Origin of the sequence: Nostoc sp. LPT (genome assembly GCF_017115165.1) — a bacterium.
In the GTDB taxonomy this organism is placed as follows: domain Bacteria; phylum Cyanobacteriota; class Cyanobacteriia; order Cyanobacteriales; family Nostocaceae; genus Nostoc.
In genome coordinates this window covers 77,833-97,963 of the sequence record NZ_JABXKF010000053.1, presented here as the reverse complement: position 1 = coordinate 97,963, position 20,131 = coordinate 77,833, and the positions used below count along the sequence as shown (strand labels likewise).

17 protein-coding genes are annotated in these 20,131 nt (G+C 41.2%); 8 read left to right on the top strand and 9 right to left on the bottom strand.

What is annotated here, in order from left to right:
- Positions 1–9: 9 nt before the first annotated feature.
- Positions 10–1,209: an FAD-dependent oxidoreductase gene (locus tag HWQ58_RS12500; RefSeq protein ID WP_292862628.1), complete on the bottom strand. Its 1,200-nt coding sequence runs from the start codon at positions 1,207–1,209 to the stop codon at positions 10–12.
- A 55-nt stretch (positions 1,210–1,264) separates the two neighbouring features.
- Positions 1,265–2,248, bottom strand: coding sequence for a GntR family transcriptional regulator (locus HWQ58_RS12495; protein ID WP_292862446.1), 984 nt, complete (start codon positions 2,246–2,248; stop codon positions 1,265–1,267).
- Between the two features lie 283 nt (positions 2,249–2,531).
- On the opposite strand from HWQ58_RS12495, the gene HWQ58_RS12490 reads away from it, so the two are divergent.
- The 4 genes from HWQ58_RS12490 to HWQ58_RS12470 all read left to right on the top strand — a co-directional run bounded on the left by HWQ58_RS12490 (position 2,532) and on the right by HWQ58_RS12470 (position 5,490).
- Entirely contained in the window at positions 2,532–3,272 is a 741-nt protein-coding gene (locus HWQ58_RS12490) for a dienelactone hydrolase family protein (RefSeq protein ID WP_292862442.1), read from the top strand.
- Between the two features lie 121 nt (positions 3,273–3,393).
- Positions 3,394–4,296, top strand: a complete 903-nt coding sequence (locus tag HWQ58_RS12485) for a S1 RNA-binding domain-containing protein (protein ID WP_292862437.1) — start codon at positions 3,394–3,396, stop codon at positions 4,294–4,296.
- 484 nt (positions 4,297–4,780) lie between these two features.
- Positions 4,781–5,146: a four helix bundle protein gene (locus HWQ58_RS12475; protein ID WP_292862431.1), complete on the top strand. Its 366-nt coding sequence runs from the start codon at positions 4,781–4,783 to the stop codon at positions 5,144–5,146.
- Positions 5,147–5,211: 65 nt separating this feature from the next.
- Positions 5,212–5,490: a hypothetical protein gene (locus HWQ58_RS12470; RefSeq protein ID WP_292862428.1), complete on the top strand. Its 279-nt coding sequence runs from the start codon at positions 5,212–5,214 to the stop codon at positions 5,488–5,490.
- A 52-nt stretch (positions 5,491–5,542) separates the two neighbouring features.
- Here HWQ58_RS12470 and HWQ58_RS12465 read toward each other — a convergent pair whose 3' ends face one another.
- Both HWQ58_RS12465 and HWQ58_RS12460 read right to left on the bottom strand, forming a co-directional pair.
- A complete protein-coding gene (locus HWQ58_RS12465) occupies positions 5,543–6,484 on the bottom strand; it encodes a GUN4 domain-containing protein (RefSeq protein WP_292862425.1) in 942 nt (313 codons plus the stop codon).
- Between the two features lie 955 nt (positions 6,485–7,439).
- On the bottom strand, positions 7,440–7,628 hold the full coding sequence (locus HWQ58_RS12460) for a hypothetical protein (RefSeq protein ID WP_292862422.1): 189 nt from the start codon (positions 7,626–7,628) through the stop codon (positions 7,440–7,442).
- A gap of 129 nt (positions 7,629–7,757) precedes the next feature.
- Here HWQ58_RS12460 and HWQ58_RS12455 point away from each other — a divergent pair, with 129 nt between their 5' ends.
- From HWQ58_RS12455 to HWQ58_RS12445, 3 genes are all read left to right on the top strand, one after another.
- Complete coding sequence (locus tag HWQ58_RS12455) at positions 7,758–8,135, top strand: hypothetical protein (RefSeq protein WP_292862420.1); 378 nt, start codon at positions 7,758–7,760, stop codon at positions 8,133–8,135.
- Between the two features lie 228 nt (positions 8,136–8,363).
- Positions 8,364–9,239 (top strand): SDR family oxidoreductase, encoded by an 876-nt coding sequence (locus HWQ58_RS12450; protein WP_292862417.1) that lies wholly within the window; start codon positions 8,364–8,366, stop codon positions 9,237–9,239.
- A gap of 56 nt (positions 9,240–9,295) precedes the next feature.
- On the top strand, positions 9,296–10,804 hold the full coding sequence (locus HWQ58_RS12445) for an HlyD family efflux transporter periplasmic adaptor subunit (RefSeq protein WP_292862414.1): 1,509 nt from the start codon (positions 9,296–9,298) through the stop codon (positions 10,802–10,804).
- Positions 10,805–11,559: 755 nt separating this feature from the next.
- Here the strand turns inward: HWQ58_RS12445 and HWQ58_RS12440 are convergent.
- From HWQ58_RS12440 to HWQ58_RS12425, 4 genes are all read right to left on the bottom strand, one after another.
- Entirely contained in the window at positions 11,560–13,173 is a 1,614-nt protein-coding gene (locus HWQ58_RS12440; protein WP_292862411.1) for a S8 family peptidase, read from the bottom strand.
- Between the two features lie 463 nt (positions 13,174–13,636).
- Entirely contained in the window at positions 13,637–16,339 is a 2,703-nt protein-coding gene (locus HWQ58_RS12435) for a type I secretion system permease/ATPase (protein WP_292862408.1), read from the bottom strand.
- A complete protein-coding gene (locus tag HWQ58_RS12430) occupies positions 16,288–17,070 on the bottom strand; it encodes a peptidylprolyl isomerase (RefSeq protein WP_292862405.1) in 783 nt (260 codons plus the stop codon). The genes HWQ58_RS12435 and HWQ58_RS12430 overlap by 52 nt, the downstream gene beginning before the upstream one ends.
- Before the next feature lie 382 nt (positions 17,071–17,452).
- Positions 17,453–18,280, bottom strand: coding sequence for a TIGR00297 family protein (locus tag HWQ58_RS12425; RefSeq protein WP_292862402.1), 828 nt, complete (start codon positions 18,278–18,280; stop codon positions 17,453–17,455).
- 419 nt (positions 18,281–18,699) lie between these two features.
- On the opposite strand from HWQ58_RS12425, the gene HWQ58_RS12420 reads away from it, so the two are divergent.
- On the top strand, positions 18,700–19,131 hold the full coding sequence (locus tag HWQ58_RS12420; protein WP_292862399.1) for a VOC family protein: 432 nt from the start codon (positions 18,700–18,702) through the stop codon (positions 19,129–19,131).
- Positions 19,132–19,182: 51 nt separating this feature from the next.
- Here the strand turns inward: HWQ58_RS12420 and HWQ58_RS12415 are convergent, their stop codons facing one another.
- Positions 19,183–19,821 carry a triacylglycerol lipase gene (locus HWQ58_RS12415; protein ID WP_292862396.1) on the bottom strand — a complete coding sequence of 213 codons (639 nt, stop codon included), beginning with the start codon at positions 19,819–19,821 and terminating at the stop codon, positions 19,183–19,185.
- Positions 19,822–20,131 lie beyond the last annotated feature (310 nt).

The following is a 20,131-nucleotide window of genomic DNA, read 5'->3' as shown; positions in this document are numbered from 1 at the left end:
AGCGGTTTTTTAAACAGTTAAGTGTACCTGTGTGATACCTTGACGCATTTCATATTGTCGCTTTAACCAAGACTTTTGAATTGTTTTACGGAGCAAGGGAGCAAGTTGAATCAACAGCGAACGCAGCAGTGCATTTTTTCGCAGTAGTTCACCTTGTTTAGCTTCTTCTAACTGGAGTTGCTGGGCGCGGATAATTTCTGGCTCCCGTTCTGCTTGGATATGCGATAATGCCATATCAATATCCTGGTGTCCAGTTTCTTTGTGCAACAACGGCACAAGATAATTAGCGGCGACAATCACATCACGCAATGCCAGATTAATTCCTTGAACACGGACAGGAGACATTGGGTGTGCAGCGTCACCCAGAAGCAGTACCCCTGGTGCGTGCCATTGGGGACAATAACCAACCACAACAGAGAGCTGAATCGGGGATTCGATGGTGTCTGCATGATTACGGAAATGCTCTGCTAGCCATGAGGGTGATAGTGAAGCAAAAATTTCTGCCCAGTTGGCTTGTTTCCAGTCAGTATTTTCGGTTGCGGACATTATCCAAGCCAGATGTAGTTTTCCTGACTCTGCTCCGTGAAAGATGCTAAATGCGCGATCGCCATTTAAAATAGTACGAAACACATTATTCTTTGCAAACTCAGGGCTGGCGGCAAGTTTAAACCAAAGAATATCAATATTTTTAGGCTGGCGTACCAATTCCAATCCTACACGTTGTCGCACCAGGGAATTTCGACCATCTGCCCCAATCACTAAGTCAGCAGCAAATTCTCTCCCATCGCTCAGTGTTACACCTGCGACACGTTGATTACTCCACAGCAAATCCTTGACAGGAACACCCTGGATAAATTTAAACCCATCATTGGTTTGAGCTTCCGAAATCAGTGCTTTGAGTAATGGTGGTTGTGAAACCAGTGTACAGGGTTGGGTTGCCCCTATTGGTTCATCAACTTGAAACAACTGCTTGTCCCCTATAATGAATTCCCACGCGTCGAGTTGTCGATGGGGAATATCCTCCAACAAGGCCGATAGACCCATTTCCTCTAAAGCATCTAAGCCACTTGGCATTAATCCTTCACCGCGAAATACACGATGGAAGTCTTTTGCTGCTTCAATTAAGGTTACAGTAATACCACGTTTTACAAGAAGCAGGGCAAGAGTTACACCTGTTGGGCCTGCACCCACAATCACAATCTGCACTATCCCATCCCTCCTGTATCAGTTGCTCTCAAAGATGTTGGTAGAATTAATCTTGAGATTAACTTAAACCCAGTTCTCGTTTTAGCAAGTTAATCGAGTTAGCGCCGATATAATTTTCAACCTTAATCAGCTTTGGTGGACGAATAATATCTTCATCAGATGCTTGCACGGCTGCTTGCACTGCCGCATAACTGGCTTGATCGCTGATGATTACCTCAGCCCGTTTAACCATAGCCTGAAGTTTATAGGCATCTTTTGGTTGCGAAGTCATTACCAGTAGTTCATCACCCCGCAAACCGTGGAGGATGACTTCTGCGGCTCGTGCAATCCCGGAACTAAGGCTAACTATCCCAACACAGTTTTCTTTTGGTAGGGTTTTCAATAAGTTGAGTTCTTTGCTGTAGTCGTAGATATCGAGAGGAATTACTCGTGCAGCTTTTGGAGCTGCGATCGCTTCTACATTACTGATAAAATACCGACTGGTGACTACTGTCGCAGAGGTAGTTTTATCTAACACAGCTGTTAATTCTTCCATTGCTACCAACTGGACTGGGATTTTTAGCGATCGTTCTAATTCATACACCATCAACTCCCCAGCACCGATGTCATAAGATGGAACTGCAACCAGTACCCGCGCACTACAACGCAAGCGCCAGTCAATTTCCGCTAAAAATAGCTCTCTGGCTTGATTTAGCGAACATCCTTGAGAGAGCAACTCGTCAAGTGCTTGCTGGACAACTTGATAGGCATGAGGATTTTGCTTGAGAATTGGTGATTGCAGCCTACTACCGCCCTCATGACCTTGGGCACGAACATAAATACCCGAACCAGCCATACTTTCGACAAATCCGTCTTCCTCTAGTTGACGGTAAACCTTACTTATGGTATTACGGTGTAACCCGGTTTGCATTGCCAGCGCTCGTGTGCTTGGTAATTTGTAAGCTGGGGGATATTGCCGAGAAGCGATCGCAAATCGGATTTGATTAAACAGCTGGGTTGATGCGGGAATTTCGCTGTCTGGCTGAATACGGAATTGAATCATCACCAAACCTCCTGAATACTAAGTGCTAATGAGTGCTGAGTGCTGGGTTTTGAGTATTAAGTGTTGCTTTTATACTCAACACTTTTAACTCAGCCTTCTTTTGTGACCAGCTACATTTGCTACATCTCAAATATGTTTATTTACATATAAAGTTTTTCTGATACAAATTTCTAATGCGCTCACTATTGGTAATTGATAATTTAATTAGAAAAAAGCTAGGCATACTGGCATAGTTATATCAAATAAACACACGGCTAATCACATAGCACTGGTAAAAATTATTATGACAGAGCAAGCAACAATTACCACAACGGTTAATCTTTTGCAAGATAATATTCAAGTGTCTGCTTATCTGGCAGAACCAAAAGAACCTGGCTCTTACCCAGGCGTTGTAGTATTACAAGAAATTTTTGGTATCAACACTCACATTCGGGAAGTTACAGAAAGGATTGCCAAACTTGGGTATGTAGCAATCGCACCTGCTCTTTTTCAACGGATTGCTCCTGGCTTTGAAACCGGATACACACCCGAAGATATTGAAACAGGCAGAAGCTACGCTATGCAAACTCAAGCATCACAGTTATTGAGCGATATTCAACTAGCAATTGACTACCTCAAAAATCTGCCTCAAGTGAAAAAAGATGGTTTTGGCTGTATTGGCTTCTGCTTTGGCGGTCATGTCGCATATCTTGCAGCCACCTTGCCAGATATTAAAGCTACGGCTTCCTTTTACGGTGCTGGAATTACCACTCGCACGCCCGGAGGTGGCGCTCCTACTGTCACCCGCACCAAAGAAATAGCAGGTACTCTCTATGCCTTCTTTGGCAGGGAAGATACTAGCATCCCAGCCGAACAAGTAGATGAAATTGCAGCAGAGTTAGAAAAATATAAAATTCCTCATCGTGTGTTTCGCTACGATGGAGCTGATCACGGATTTTTCTGTGACCATCGCGCCAGTTATAATCCTAAAGCTGCGGCTGATGCTTGGGAGCAAGTAAAACAACTCTTTGGTCAACTGAACTGAAGCATACGCAGCCAAGTTTGTCATTGGTCATTGGTGAATAACAAATGACTAATGATTAATGACAAATGACAATCTAAACTTCAGTTGCACCATATCAAATAACAACTAATCTTCAAAAGTCATGAATTCCGAATCGAAACTTTCTCAAACAGCCAATTCGTCCTTTACAATGGACGATTTTGCTAAAGCACTAGAAAAACACGACTACCAATTTCAAAAGGGACAGCTTGTAAATGGCAAAGTTTTCCAACTTGACCATGATGGAGCCTATGTTGATATTGGTGGCAAGTCGTCAGCTTTTCTGCCGCGCGATGAGGCTTCTTTGAGAGCAGTTACCGATTTATCGGAGGTGCTGCCATTGCAAGAGGAAATGCAATTTTTGATTATCCGAGATCAGGATGCAGAAGGTCAAGTTACCCTTTCTCGAAAGCAGTTGGAAATTCAGCACATCTGGGAACGACTGACCGAAATGCAGGAAAATGCTCAGACTGTGCAAGTACGGGTTATGGGTGTGAATAAAGGTGGTGTCACCGTCGATATTCTTTCTTTACGGGGATTTATTCCGCGATCGCACCTGGCAGAGCGTGATAATTTAGAAGCACTCAAAGGTCAAAATCTGACTGTAGGCTTTTTGGAAATTAATAAAAACACTAACAAACTCATCCTTTCCCAGCGTTTAGCAACTCGTTCTAGCAACTTCAGCTTATTGGAACTAGGTCAACTGGTGGAAGGCAAAGTTACTGGTATCAAACCTTTTGGTGTGTTTGTCGATTTAAGTGGCATGAGCGCCCTACTTCATATCAAGCAGGTAAGCCAGAAATTTATTGATTCTTTAGAAAAAGTATTTCAAGTTGGTCAGCCAATTAAAGCTGTAATTATTGACTTGGATGAAGGTAAAGGGCGGGTTGCTCTTTCTACCAGAGTTTTGGAAAACTTCCCTGGCGAAGTGCTAGAAAATTTCGATGAAGTGATGGCTTCGGCTGAGGCACGTGCTAATAGAGCTAATAACAAAGCTGCTGAATAGTTTTTAAGTGGGCTGTTTGCAGAAAGCGTTTAAATCCTATGTGAAACAATTTTGAATTTTGAATTTTGAATTTTGAATTGTTAACATTCCTCCTGCATTTACAAAGATGTGGGGGGATTTTAAATTGGGAAAACTTTTAATTACGAATTGTTTATGACTAAATACGGTTCAGAGACGCGATAAATCGCCGTCTCTACAAGTGTTTTGGTCTTATCTGAATTGTATTGGTTTATGACTCGTTCACCGCGAAATTTTCAACCTGGATTTTGCTATCACATCACCACTCGTTGTAATAACCGCGAATTTCGCCTCACTCGTCTGGAGTGCCGGGAGGTGTTTCTCTACGCCATTAAGAAAGCAAAGGAGAAATATGGATTCATACTCTATGGCCTTTGCATCATGAGCAATCACAGCCCTTTGGGGAAGTTAAAAGTCAAAAGTCAAAAGTCAAAAATAACACTTGAGCTTTGATATACTTTTTAGTATGAGTAATTATATCCCCATTCCTGATAGAGCATTTGAGTTTGCTGTGAGAATAACAAAGCTTTGCTCTTATTTAGATAAACAACCAGGAACACCAAGATTATTAGCTGCTCAGTTATTCAGATCGGGGACATCAATTGGTGCAAATATTGAAGAATCTCAGTCTGCTGAAAGTAATAAGGATTTTATCAGCAAGCAATCAATAGCTCTGAAAGAGGCAAAAGAAACAAAATACTGGTTGAAGCTGTTAATTAAATCAGAAATGACGACTGAGACACAAGTAAAAAACCTTTTAGATGAGTGTGAACAGTTAATTAAAATTATTGCTAAATCAATCGTAACAACTAAAGCAAAGCTAGAAAAATAAACTTTTGACTTTTGACTTTTGATTTTTGACTTCCCGTTAGGGCGTGGCATCCGGCATTTTTGCAATTGGGAAAAACTTTGGATGAATGCGCTGCTAGATACCGAGGATTTTGCAAGAAATATCGACCACAGGCAAAGCCAGAGAAAAGAAACCACTGGGGGAGTCACCTGTTAGCGGGAATGAAGATTAAAGTTAAGTCGAAAAAGTCACCGGGACAGTTGAGTTTACCTTGGGACAAGCAGAGGGTGTCAGAAAGTACTGAGGTGCAGGAGGTAGCAGAAAAGTTTATTCAAGCAAATTGCTATCAGCCGCCAGTGCCAGGTATCGGATCTCTGAAATGTTGATTAACTCGTAGAAAACAACCTTGTTACAAATATTTATAAAAGTCTGAAGTGCTTAAATGTTACACTTCACAAGTCTTGATGCGAGAAAAGAAGTAAGTAACCGAGACCACCCCAAAAAACCACGACGACGAAACCTAAACCACAAAGAGGGGAGGTGTCCTTCAGGTGCTGAAGTGTTAAAAGCTACTTCTTCGTCGCCTATCCAGTTTCCTTTCACTTTCCATCCTACGCGATCGCCAAATTTTTCCCAGGCTTCTTCATAATATTCACCGTCAGCCTTCCCACCACATTCTAGATAAATTTTCTTCTGAACGCTAAAGCCAAAGCGCCCCTTGCTATATTTTACCCAAAGTTGGTCAATGGTGCGTAAGTCAGTACAGGGAAAATTATTGATGGATTCGGGATTTAACCAGCCTTCCTTTTCCCTGCTAGATGCCTTGAGCATGACAGCTAAAGTTTCCTCATCCGCTTCTTTCCACTTGCCTGCTGCTAGCAAATCTCGCAATCGCGTGTAGTTTACTTTCTTCTCAGAACTGAGGTCGTCGGCTTGAATTACTGGCTGTGGCTTTGGTTTTCGCTCTGGCGGTTTTCCAGTAATACCCCAAATTAAGTTTTCCATAGCCTCAGTATCTGTCCGAAAGTCAACCCAAGTATGACCCCTAAGAAAAATTGGGAGTTTAGGCTGCTGTGGTGTATTCCCAAGCAAAACGGGAATCACGGGACAGCCTCTCTCTACAAATTCGTTTAAAAAAGCTCTCATCTCTGTACTTTGCCAGGGGCCAAGTCCACTGCTACCGACAAAAACTGCTGCTGATTTAATATTTTCTATTTGTTCCTCTAGTAAAGACTGCCATGCTAAACCAGGACGAAGTGCCCACTTATCTAGCCAAGGTTTAATTCCTTGTCTTCTTAATTCATGAGCAATTTCTATAACTTCAGGCTTGTCTTTGCTATTGTGGCAAAGGAAGACATCATACTGATCTTCGTCACTCATCTATAAGTCTCCTAATATCCACTTCTCTATATAGGCAATAATTGCCAACGCGTTCTACTTACTACTTTAATTAATTTTATATTATGTAATATAGTTTGATTTATTCTTGCTTACTTACTTACTTAGAGGTTGTTTGAAAAGTGTTTCGCTGTGACTTTAGGCACTTTTAGATCCCCCCTAACCCCCCTTAAAAAGGGGGGAACCGGAATCAAAGTCTCCCTTTCTAAGGGAGATTTAGAGGGATCTAAAACTTTTGATACCGACAAGAGGACTTTTCAAACATCCTTTTAAGTTATTAGTTAATACATCGGAAAAATAAATAAGGGATTTCCAACAAATAAATTATTCAATCTTGTAGAGTGGTCATCTTAGAGGTTGTTTTAAAAGTGATTGGCTGTGATTTTAATCGAATTTTTACCCCCCTTAATCCCCCCTTGTAAAGGGGGGAAACTGGAAAATCTAGTTCCCTCCCCTTGTAAAGGGGAGGGTTAGGGTGGGGTAAAAAAACGTTGATATACTAATTATGACTTTTCAAACATCCTCTTAACAGCTTTTGGCTATGGGCAGGCAAGATGCCCACCCCACAAGAAGTAGTTGAGTATTTTTTTATTTGGGAGTCCCTAAAGTCGAATTTAATAAGCAAAATGACATTTGACTTACTCAAAAGCTGCTTTTACTTTCTCATTTTGGTGTTTTCCGCAAGCAAAAGCAGCTTTTACTTTCTCATTTTGGTGTTTTCCGCAAGCAAAATGACATTTGACTTACTCAAAAGCTGCTTTTACTTTCTCATTTTGGTGTTTTCCGCAAGCAAAAGCAGCTTTTACTTTCTCAAACCCCAGTTTGCTTTCTCATTTCGGTATTTTCCGCAAGCAATCAAGCATATTGAAAAAGCAATATGCTTAATTGCTGACTCATTCCAATAATTCACACACTCGTGACAATTACCCCTTTGAGATTACTTCTCTTTATCTTTCTCTAATGCTTCCTGGATTGCACGACGGCAAAATTCTGGAGGATCATCCTTGGTAGATAGTTCTTCTTTCATAGTTTTTGTGACACGTAAGTTAAGACGCTCACTTAAAGATTCTTCCCTCTCTGATTTAAATGGTTTTAAATTTTCTGGATGACCTTTAGGATTAGGCATTTATGTAGAAATATAAATATAAATTGAATCACTGGTAGGCAAAAGATTAAATTGTTTTTTAGTGGTTGCTACAACTTGCCGGAAGTACAACCACCAATATCCAATTCAAAAAATGGACACTACTATTTTATGTTCACGCGTTCTGAACTTGAAATCAAAACTATTAAAGAATTACGCGACTTGTGTCGCAGATACGGCATCAAACCTACTGGCAATGCAGGATACAAAACCTCGTACATCGTAACTCTGATGGCATTTCCACTTTTAGCCCTGCAACAAATGAAGCAAGGTAAAGGGTTAAAATTCCCTAACTTTAACGCTATCCAGGTCATCAATTCTGCTATAGATGAGATGAATTCACCCATAGATGAGCAAGCAGCACTAATTCGGATAACCCTTGAGGGCAGGAAAATGAACTATCCTGACCGATATGACCAGGAAAATCTGCTAAATTTGCACAAGGCTAAGATGTCGCTTGAACAAGCTATTGACTTGTTGAGCCAGTAAAACTAATCCTATTACTCTATCCCCTGCATCTACAAGGATGTGGGGGATCATTTTTAAAGTATTAAAATAAATAAGGTATGACTTATTGGCATGACTATATCTTGAGCATGGTAACAAAGTATAAAAATATGCTCATATCTCTATTTAAGTATTGCTCAATGAATTTTGAGCATATATCGAGCATTTTGACAACTATAAACGCTGTAACTATTCAATTTAGGTATTTATATGTTTCTGGTAACTGGTGCAACGGGAGGAATTGGCCGCAGAGTTGTGCGACTCCTACGACAACGAGAACAGTCTGTGCGGGCATTTGTCCGCCTTAATTCGCGCTACAGCGAGTTAGAACACCGAGGTGCAGAAATTTTCATTGGTGACTTGCTAGAGGAAAAAGATATCCAGAAAGCTAGTCAGGGTGTGCGGTATATTATCAGCGCCCACGGTTCTGATAGCGATGCCTTATCTTTAGATTACCGTGCCAATATTGAACTCATCGACCAGGCGAAAGCCAATGGCGTAGAGCATTTTGTCTTTATTTCTGTACTGGGAGCCGATCGCGGTTATGAAGATGCTCCTGTTTTCAAAGCCAAACGAGCAGTAGAGCGATATTTAGCAGCTAGTGGCTTAAATTACACTATTTTGCGCCCAGCTGGATTAGCATCTAACTTGCTGCCACTAGTAGAACGATTTCGGGAAACGGGATTGTATTTGCTGGTTGGAGATCGCAAAAACCGTACCTCAATTGTCAGTACCGATGATTTGGCAAGGATAGTTGTGGATTCTGTGACAGTTGAAGGCGCTCGCAATCAGATTTTAGCCGTTGGAGGGCCGGAGATTTTAATAAGAGAAGATATTCCCCGAATTTTTAGTCGGATTTTCGCCAAAGAACCAGTAATAATTAACTCACCCCTATTTCTCATTGATGGGTTACAGAGTGCATTAGGTTTATTTAATCCCCAAACCCAAAAAGCTTTGGGAACTTTTCGTACATTGCTAGCAAATGAATTTTTCTGCACAAAAGATGAAATTGCCAATTTAGAAGCAATTTATAACTTCCAGTTGGAGACATTAGAAAGTTTTTTGCGGCGTTATCTAGCAGTTTGAATAGTCATTAGTCATTGGTCATTCGTGAATAATCAAGGACAAATGACAAATGACAAATGATAAATAACAAAGGACAAAAATATATGGTAAATGCTGCTCAAGCACGTCAGACAAAAGAACGATTCGCCCAACCGGAGGAACAACTTACTTATGAATTGGGGAAGGCGGTACAGGAATTGCCACCCCTGTACACTAGATTATTAGCGGGAACGATGAGCGCCATCGTCTTTGGGGCGATCGCTTGGGCGTACTTCTCGCAAATAGATGAAGTAGCAACAGCACCAGGAGAATTAATTGCTTCCGCACAGGTAAGACCAGTGACATCCTTGGGTGGAGGGTCAATTGTCGCTGTTAAAGTGCAAGAAGGCGATCGCGTTACTAAAGGTCAAATTCTGATTCAAAAAGATCCAGACTTGCAAATAACCGATGTTTCCCGCCTAGCTAAATCTACCAGATTGATTCAAGACGATTTACAACGTTTGGATGCAGAACGCACCGGAGTTAAAACTACTGGGACGAAACTGCAAGATGAACTTTTAAACTCCCGCCTGCAAGACTACCAAGCACGTCAAGCAGCGGCGGAAGCAGAAGCAAATCGCCAAATAGCACTCATCGATCAAGCTAAAGTCCGCTTGACTCGATTGCAAGACAATTTAGTTAATGCCAAAAGTAGCTTTGGGAATGCTCAAACCAACCTTGTCAATGCAGATAGCATCCGAATTAAAATTGAAAGTAATTTAGCCTTGGCTCAAGAAAGGGAAAAAAGCCTACGCACTCTAATTACTCCTGGCGCTGTGCCTCGTGTCGATTACCTGGATGCCCAAGAAAGATTAACTCGTGCAAAGACAGAAATCACCAGAGCGCAAGATGAAGTCATCAACGCCCAGAATAGAATCACAGAGGCTCAAGATAAAGCCACATCATTAGAAAAAGATATTGCTGCCCAAGTCCAGGAAATTCGCCAAGCAGAACAAGCTTACAACGCTGCACGCAGTCAGGCCCAGCGTGTAGCATCAGAACGCCAAAGCGAAATTTTGACCCAGTTTAATAAGCGTAAAGAAGAACTAACAACTGTTCAAGGTCAATTAGAGCAGGCGAGGAAGCAACAAGCTTTAGAAACGATTGAGGCTCCCGTAGCCGGTACAATTTATAAAGTCAAAGCCACCAAGGGGCCAGTACAATCGGGTGAAGAATTGCTGTCAATTTTGCCAGAAGGGGAAGAAATGCTTCTAGAGGTAAAAGTTCTCAACCGCGATATTGGGTTTATTCGTCAAGGAATGAAGGCAAAAGTGAAAATGGCGACTTTTCCCTTCCAAGAATTTGGCATTGTGGATGGCGAAGTTATGCAAGTCAGTCCAAATGCAATTGCTGATAAAGAATTGGGTTTAGTTTTTCCGACGAGAATTAAGCTAAATAAACACGCAGTGAATGTTCGAGGTCAAGAAGTAGAATTTACACCAGGGATGGCTGCTACAGGTGAAATTGTCACTCGTCAAAAGTCAATTTTGACATTCATTACTGAACCTGTGACGCGGCGGTTCAATGAGGCATTTTCCGTTAGGTAGAAAAGTCTGCTAAATCGGCGATCGCTCCGTTATCTCCTTCATCTTCACAACTGGAGTTTAGACTAATCTATGATCAAATGACCCAGCAGCACTAAGTTGACAATCTACACACCCATTGCCTGGGAAACCCGTCTTGAGGTCATTTTAACCTCTGACTTTTGCCAGGAGAGAAGGTTTTCAATCACAATATCAGGCGCTAGCCAAAGTTGCCAAGTCATTAATGGTAGCAAGTCACTCCAGTGTTCGCACTGTTATGGGGAAAAACCACAATTGAAATGCAGTACTAAAATTTTCAATTAACATTTCATCATCTAAAGTCAGTTCGGACTTTTTCAAAGTTTTAAGGTATCTGTATCGTTTAAGCGCTTTTTGCTGTTGGTAGCCTCTATCTGTTTCAAGGTGCCAATTGTTGTAGTCCTTCAGCATACTAATTACGTTTCCAATTAAGAGGAAAGTCCTGCTTGACGATTAGCATTAACTAGCTGTTAACTGCTTGGTTAAGATTTAATAAAGTTCTGTAAAGCTTAACATTGTCTTTAGATTTTGTCAGCACTAATGTGCAATTGATTAAAAACTCGTTGCAATGCTTGCAGCGCCGCTCTGTTACAAAAACCTCATTCCAACTTATGTATCGTACAACCCACGCTTAAAAACGTAAGGATTTAGCTTGCTAAACCCCTACATTCACGACTGATGAGCTTGGTTGATTTTCTTAACCGAGGAGTATTGAACTCGACTGCAAATCGCTATAATTTTCAAGTCATACCCAAGAATTTTCTATACTGATCTATTTGTTTTTGCATTTCCTCTAGTTGTTTGCCAAAATCGGGATTATTCTCATCCTCATTGCTATTTACATTGATGCTGCTCAAATTATTCTCATAGTTTTGGAATTGCGACCACAATTCTGGATTGGCTATTCCATTATTATCTGCGGCTGATGTCAGATATTTTGTAGTTTCTGCGTAGGTGTAGCTCGTCTTAGACATCGCCTGACCGATCGCAGGGCTAAAATCAGAATTATTCCAACTGGTGGTAGTTTCTGGTGTTAGAGATTTTCCTGTTTCTGTAATTGCCTGACCGATTCGAGAACCAAAATTGGAACTATTAAAACTAGAGCTTGTAGTTTGCGTCTTATTTACTGCTGTGTCTGCAATTACCTGACTCGCTAGAGAACTGACATTAGAAAGATTCAAACTAGAGTTTGTAGTTTGCGTACTATTTCCTGCGGTTTCTGTGACAATCTGACGTACTTGGGCATCAGTCAGGTTGGGGTTAGCACTAAGCATCAGGGCAACGATACCAGCAACGTGGGGAGCAGCCATAGATGTGCCGCTATAAGTTGCATACTGATTATTCGGAACTGATGAATAAATCTTGACTCCTGGAGCTGTGACGTAAGCGATTTGATTTGTTCCAGAGCGGTTAGAGAAGTCGGCCAAATTATTATTCTTATCTACAGCCCCAACGGCAATTCCCGACTTGGATGCATAGCGGGCGGGATATTCTGGTGATGAGCCACCATCATTACCTGCTGCCATGACAACAATCACTCCTTTACTGCTGGCATAGTCAATGGCTGACTCTAGAGTGCGATTAGAAGATGAGCCTCCCAAACTGAGGTTAATCACATTAGCTCCATTATCCACAGCGTAACGAATACCTTTAGATATGGAACTATAGGAACCAGAGCCAGAGCTATCTAAAGCTTTGACAGGCATAATCTTGGCATCATAGGCAATACCAGTGACACCGTAGTTATTATTTTCTCCTGCGATCGTGCCGGAAACATGAGTACCATGACCGTTGTCATCTAGGGTGTTGTTGTTTTGATCGGTAAAGTTCCAGCCGTAAGTATCATCAACATAGCCATTGCCATCATCATCTATACCGTTACCTGTAATTTCCTTGCTATTCGTCCAGATATTATTTTTTAAATCCTCGTGGTTGTAGTCAACTCCAGTATCTACAACAGCGACAACAACGCCTTTTCCTGTGTATCCATGTGCCCAAACTTCCGGTGCTTTAACCAGGTCTGCTCCCCAATTATTGCCACCAAGATCGGGAACATCAGCAAAGGTTTTCTGATTAATAGCTCTAGCCACTGCTGCTGCTCCATTAATCAAGCCATAGCCATTAGTGGGGTTATAATTTTGAGCGTTAAAAGCATTAGCAGTAGCGTTATTGCTATTTTCGGAGTCACCGTTATTTAGCAACTGCACATCAGCATCGGCTGACTTATAGCTACTACGTCTGCTGAGGTTAAGGCTGTAGTCATCTTTCGTATTAAAGCTATCTAATGAGGAGATTGAAGTGACATTGAGCCGTTTATTTGACAATATATTGTTATTAACATCATCAATGTGCATAAGTTTTTTCTCAAAGATAGCAACCGATTTTTGACAGTTTGAAGCCTTGAAACCTTGACAATCAGAAGATTTCAATCAATGTGCGAATAAGCTTCATTGTCAATAATTACTATGAAATTTCAGAACAAAATGCTAATTCTATTACCAAAAAACACTCTGACAAGTACAGTTTTCATTAAGAGTAAATTTATCGAGTAAATCTTAAATCTTGGAGGTGTATTAATGGAGACTAATCCAAAAATCATCGTCGGGCGTTATAACTATTTTTGTTATTCTTAAAACTGCTGCGATCGCTAGCTATAAAAATATTTACATCACTTAGACTGGAGCAAGGGTAATTATTGAAATGAGCAAAATTAAAATGGCGAATGGAGTTATGCTCCATTCGCCAAAGGCTATCCTTAAGCCGCTTTGCAAGCGTTTATCTTTTATGTAGCCACAAGCTTTGAGTTAGTTAAATCTATTAAATATTTGCTTGCTGCCGTTGATATAGTGACCAATACAAACCCTTTTGTTGCAACAATTGTGAGTGAGTACCACGTTCGGCAATCACGCCTTGCTCTAATACCAAAATCAAGTCAGCACGTTTGAGGGGAGCAAAACGGTGAGCAATCAGGAACACGGTACGGTTAGCAGAAATTTTTTGCAGGTTTTGCAGTACTTGCTGTTCAGTTTCACTATCCAAGGCGCTGGTAGCTTCATCCAAAACTAAAATCGGCGCTTGAGAAAGAAATAGCCTTGCTAGGGCAATACGTTGTCTCTGTCCACCAGATAAAGCTGTACCGCGTTCGCCAACATTGGTTTCATAACCGTAGGGTAATTGACTAATGAAGTCGTGTGCCACGGCTAATCTTGCCGCCTCTACAACTTGCTCTGCGGTAATGTCGGGACTACCGAGAGTGATATTTTCCAAAATAGAACCGTTAAATAAAAAGTCTTCTTGGAGAACTACACTAACTTGTTGCCTCAGTGAGGCTAAATCGGCACTTTTTATATCAAAACCATCAATCAGGATGCGTCCTGATTCAATTTGATAAAGGCGTTGCAATAATTTAGACAGGGTACTTTTCCCAGAACCGCTACGTCCGACAATGCCAACAAACTGCCCTGGTTCAGCACTAAAAGAGATTCCGCGCAGAATTGCGTCAAAGTTTGGTCGGTAGCGGAAAAATACTTGCTCGAAGGTGACTTGTCCTTTCAGGGGTGGTAAAACTAGGCCAGTTCCCAGTTCAGCTTCTGGGGAGACGTTGAGAATATTACCAATGCGATCTACAGAAAGTAGCACTTGTTGAAGGTTTTGCCACAACTGTACTAAGCGCAAAAGCGGGCCTGTAACTCTACCAGACAGCATTTGAAATGCAACAAGCTGTCCAATTGTGAGCTTTTGTTCGATGACTAACTTGGCACCAAACCAGAGAATCAGCATGGTGGACAAATTAGTGAGAAAGTCACCAATGTTACTGCTGATATTGGAGGTGGTAGAAGCTTTAAAGCCTGTGCGAATGAAGCGGGCAAATAAGCCTTCCCAGCGATCGCGGGCTACTGGTTCGGCTGCGTGGGCTTTAACTGAGTGAATTCCTGTAATTGTCTCTACTAGAAACGATTGACTATCGGCACTCCGGTTAAAAGTTTCGTTGAGCCAGTTACGCAGAATTGGTGTTGCAACTATCGTTAATGTGGCAAACAGCGGCAGTACTGCTAAGGCGACAAAGGTAAGTGGGATATTATAGTAAAACATCAATGCCAGGTACACCACAGCAAAGATGCTATCTAGAATTACAGTTAATGCTGTACCTGTGAGAAACTGACGAATTTGTTCGAGTTCCTGGACTCTTGCTACTGTGTCTCCGACGCGTCGCGACTCAAAATAAGCTAAAGGCAGACGCATCAGATGGCGAAATAGCTGTGCTGATAAACTCAAATCCAGACGACGAGCTGTATGGGTAAAGATAAATAGGCGCAGAATGCCCAGTATAGATTCAAATATGGCTACACATAAAAGTGCGATCGCCATCACATCGAGAGTTGGCAAACTTCCCTGCACCATCACTTTATCAATGACGACTTGGGTAATTAGCGGTGTTGTTAACCCCAAAAGCTGCAAGGTGAAAGATGCTAACAATACTTCTGTAAGCAATCCCTTATACTTCCAAACTGCTGGGGTAAACCAACTGAGGTTAAATTTTTCTTGCTGGGATATGAGTTCTACTTGCCATAATTGTCCATCCCAAGACACCTCAACTATGGATTGCGGTAAGCTTTCACAAGTCCGTTCAGGATTTAGAGGGTTAGCGATAATTAAGCGATCGCCTTTAACTCCATAAGCCACCACCCAGGATGGACTCTGGGGTGAGTCAGAATTCCACAGCAATAAAGCTGGAAATGACAATTGTCGCAACTCACTCCAACTCACTTGTAACCGCCGCAATACTAACCCTAACTTTTCTGCTGCTTCCACAACCTGTTTTGGGCGTTGTCCTCTGAGTTGACGCTGCACCCATTCCAGTTGCACAGAATTTTCTAGTTGTTGCGCCACCATTGTTAAACAGGCAGCAGCGGTATTCCAGCTGGCAACAAATGGATAAATTGAAGTGATTAGATTGGCGGCTGGGAGTCCTTTTTGGGGTTGAAGGCTATGGGGACTGGAAGTCCCGTCTGAGACTGATGTTACTGAAGCAGTAGCAGAGAAGGAAAATGTCTCCCTTTGTCCCTCCATCTCTACTGGTAAAGCTTGCCAAAATTCCAGAATTTGTGGGTGAGAAAATTCTGCCCACAGTGCAGTATCCCAATAAACTACTACCACTTCTTTACTAGCAGCTACAGCTTTAAAATCCGCAGACAGCTTTTGGAAGTCGCCAAACCAATCCCCCACATCTAGGGCTGCTAATGGTTTGCCAACGCCCTCTTCTCGCAAGCGGACTTTCCCAGCCACAATTAAAAATTGATAGCCACCGACATCGTTTGACCAGATTTTTTCTCCAAGACGATACTGGCGGGTTTGGCACTCATTTTCCAATCGGGATTGTTGTTCGGGAGTCAGCCAGCATAGCGGTGGCTGATTCCAAGGCAAAGAAGCTAGCACTTTTAATCGTAAGGATTCATTATCCAGAATTTTTAACTCACTTGTAACTTGACTGTCAGTTTTTGAATTTTCTCTGCTAGCCATTTTTCAAACAACTCATTTTGTAGTGCTTGCTGTAGTTGAGTATCTTCTAAAGACGCTGGTAGAAATTGTTCTACTCGAAACAAACCATAAGGCCCTTCTCCTTGGGGAGAGTCTTTGCCAACGATTTCTATTGGTCCTATCAATTGTCCAGGACTGGCGACATCAATAGCTGCCCGTAATATATCCGGCATACTACCTCGGCTGACGATTCCCATCATGCCATTCACAATTCGGTCATCTGAAAGGGAATACTCTTTAGCTAGTTGCTCAAAACTACCTCCTTCTTCAATTTGGGTTTGGAGTTCGTCTGCTAATTCTCGATTATCAACAACAATCCGGGAAAGTACCACCCGATCCAAGAAAATCTTGCGTTCAATAAAATATTCTGCGAGTTTTGTTTCTGTCACTACAGCTTTTAGTTTTTCTAACTTGTAGCCAAAAGTGACCGATGTGTGAAAGGTACTGTAATCTGTGTTATTTGTCTTTAACCATTCTTGAAAACTTTGGGGGTCAGTCAGTTGATTTTTCAGCCTAAAGTCAATAATTGACTGTTCAGTTATTGCGGTGCCAATTTCAATATCATCTCGTGTTCTGATTTCTGACTCAATTACGTACTGCCGGAGAATATCCCCAATGAACTGTCCCAATTTTCCAGAGGCTTGCAGGTACTTTACTGCTTGCTCTATAGAAATTATTTGGTCATTAATTGTCAAAAATGATAAAGATTCCATGAACTAATTATGTGAAAATGGTTAAACACTTATAGGACTTTTAAATTAAATCATATAGAAATCATCTAGTCATTAATGGATAAATATGATAAAGATTCCATGAACTAATTACATTTAAATGGTCAAAAAATTATATAGTTAGTAAATAAAATAATTTGCTACTAAAATAAAATAATTTGCTACGATCACTTTTACAGTCTAGTGGGGACAAAATCAGGATTGAAAATATTAGTGGTGGCGCAGTAGTAAGGCAAATTAGTTATTTTCTAGCAATACACTTTAAGAGTGCTGTTAGTGGTAGCAGGGCATTTAGCCCGTGTTGTTAACGGAATTGTTTTGCTCAATGCCCCACTTAAACGAGTAATTGTTTATTCTCATCAGTCTAGTTAATGAAAGTTATCCATGTCCAAGCAAGTAGCACAGATGCGATCGCACCAATTAATGTATTAAAAATATTTACTACTTCATTGGTCAGCCAGGTATACTTAGATTGCAGTGTTGCGCCAATCACACTTTCTAGGTTGGTGGCAATAAATGCTGCCAGCACACACCAAGCTATTCCCAATAGATCGATTAAGCCAACTCCCCAACCCACAAATGCGATCGCTACAGAAGCCACAATCCCAGCTAAAGTTCCCTCCAAGCTTATCGCTCCTTCTGTACCACGAGGTACTGGTTGGAGTGTGGTAATCAAAAAGGTGCTTTTACCATAAGCTTTACCAACTTCACTAGCAGTGGTGTCAGCCAGCTTTGTACTGAAACTCGCTACATAGGCTAACAATAATAGAGACAGGAGAAGGTGGGGCCCCCTCTGGGGATAAGGGGTAATGGGGATTAGCGACTGGGGAGTAGGTACGAGGAATCCCGAATTTATTATTCCTACTCCCAAGGCACACAGGGCCCCAGTCAAAGCCGAACCCCAGACATTTTCTGGGCCTCTTGCCCCAGAACGCTTCTCGGCAATTCCTTCTGCCTCCTTCTGCGCCATACCGATGCGGGTAACGCCAGAACCAACCAAAAAATAGAACATTACTACTGCATATCCTTGCCAGCCTAATGTTACCCAAATTAAGATGGCCAATAACCAGGCGTGGAATAATCCAGCAGGGGTAAGTAGCTTTTTCGGAGCAATCCAAGCTAAACCCAATAAAATTGTGTTTAATACTACTGCTACTAACCAGGGATTTACAGAATCAATTGAGAATGACATCAGCAATTAATCATGAGTAATTTTGTCTGAATATCAACAGAATAACGAATTTGTGATGCTTAGTGCTTTATTTTTGAAACCTCTCTAGGTAAAGTAATATGTTTGTATTATTAACTAAATTGCGTAGGCATAGCTCTCAAAGCTGAGTGTCAAACCATCAATTATGTCTTAGACATACACTGCAATATTGACTAAAGAACGTGCATTAAACAAAATACAAAACTTCTTTTGAGTTAAGTAAACTCTTCTCTGTAACCGCAGAGTACAGTGGCTGAAGTATTACTCAGTCCCGAATCTTAGTCATAAGCCTAAACAATATAATTTAATGTCAATAAAAACTGTGTTCAAGTTAACCACAATCAAAACTTAATAGCATAAATTGTAGATAGCATCAACTACTAGTCTTTTTAATACCAGCTATGAGCCAAACTTTATTCCATCTAGCTTTCCCTGTAACTGACATTGCCCAAACAAAAGCATATTATGTAGATGCTTTGGGCTGCATTCCTGGTCGTGAAAACCACCATGCCCTGATTCTTAATCTCTACGGTCATCAATTAGTGGCTCATGTCACAAAAGAACCTTTGACACCGCAACAAACTATCTATCCCAGACACTTTGGGCTAATTTTTACCCAAGAAGGTGACTGGCAAGACTTACTAAAAAGGGCACAACAACAACAGCTACTTTTCCGCGAAGAAACCAAAAATCGCTTTGTTGGTTCTCCCCTTGAGCATCGCACTTTCTTTTTAGAAGATCCTTTTTATAACCTCATGGAGTTCAAGTATTATCGTCACCCAGAGGCGATTTTTGGGAGTTACGAACATACGCAAATTGGGGATAGGACTTAAGAAATTCGTAATTCGTAATTAAAGAGGAATAAATCAAGTGTGGCAATAATTCTAGCTAATGACTGGATTTTTATTCAGCAAGGGTAGCTTAATAGGCTTTGCTAAAGCTGCTGTGACTACCGCTAAACTCCTAGAGTCTGTCAGCATCCAAGGGTGTAGACTAACTGGTACTATCACTTTGCTTCCTACGGGCATTTGTGAACTATTTGCTGGGACAATCATTAAATCATAAGGTGTCCAGATAGACGTAAAATCTAACTGCCCCAACATTACAGCATCAGAATTTAAATCCTTGAGAAAAATGCTATCGGGGCGCATTTGTAGGCAACCAGGACGCCGGGAACCATAAGCAACCACAGTTCCATAATGGGGGGAAGAGATGGTAATAAATCGCTGCACGCGGTTAATTCCTGCCAATCGCTGAACATAGTAACGGCTGACAATTCCTCCCATGCTGAAGCCGATTAAATCTAGGCGTTGTTCTGGTGCAAAGGTCGCTGTAACATAATCAGCTACTTGTTTTGCCAATTCATCAAGACCCACATCACCATTATTAGGAACTAGATTCAGGCTATATACAGACCAACCCTGTTGTATGAGATATGCCCTCATTTTATAAAAAACTGCTTCTGTGTCGTCAATGCCGTGTATTAACAAAACGGGATTGCGTTGTTGATTTTCAATGTTCATTTACAAAATCTAACTGAAGTAAGAGGTGTATTTCACTTTTGTAGACACATACTGCTCTACAGACTGAAGCTATTGCTTTTCGGATTCTTTAAAAGATATTGTTGCAAACAAAACTGAAATGCTTTCAAAGATAATTTGTATAAAGTTTTACAAATTAATCTAGCCATCTGCCATTCGGCTATGACACTCTTTCCAGTGGTTGAGAGTAAACTGCTTGTTTAACTTCAATTGGGTATTTACCAAACAAAGAAATGTTAATTATTGTAAAGCTTGCTTTCAGAATCTTGCTCTTAGTTACAGTAAAATTTAA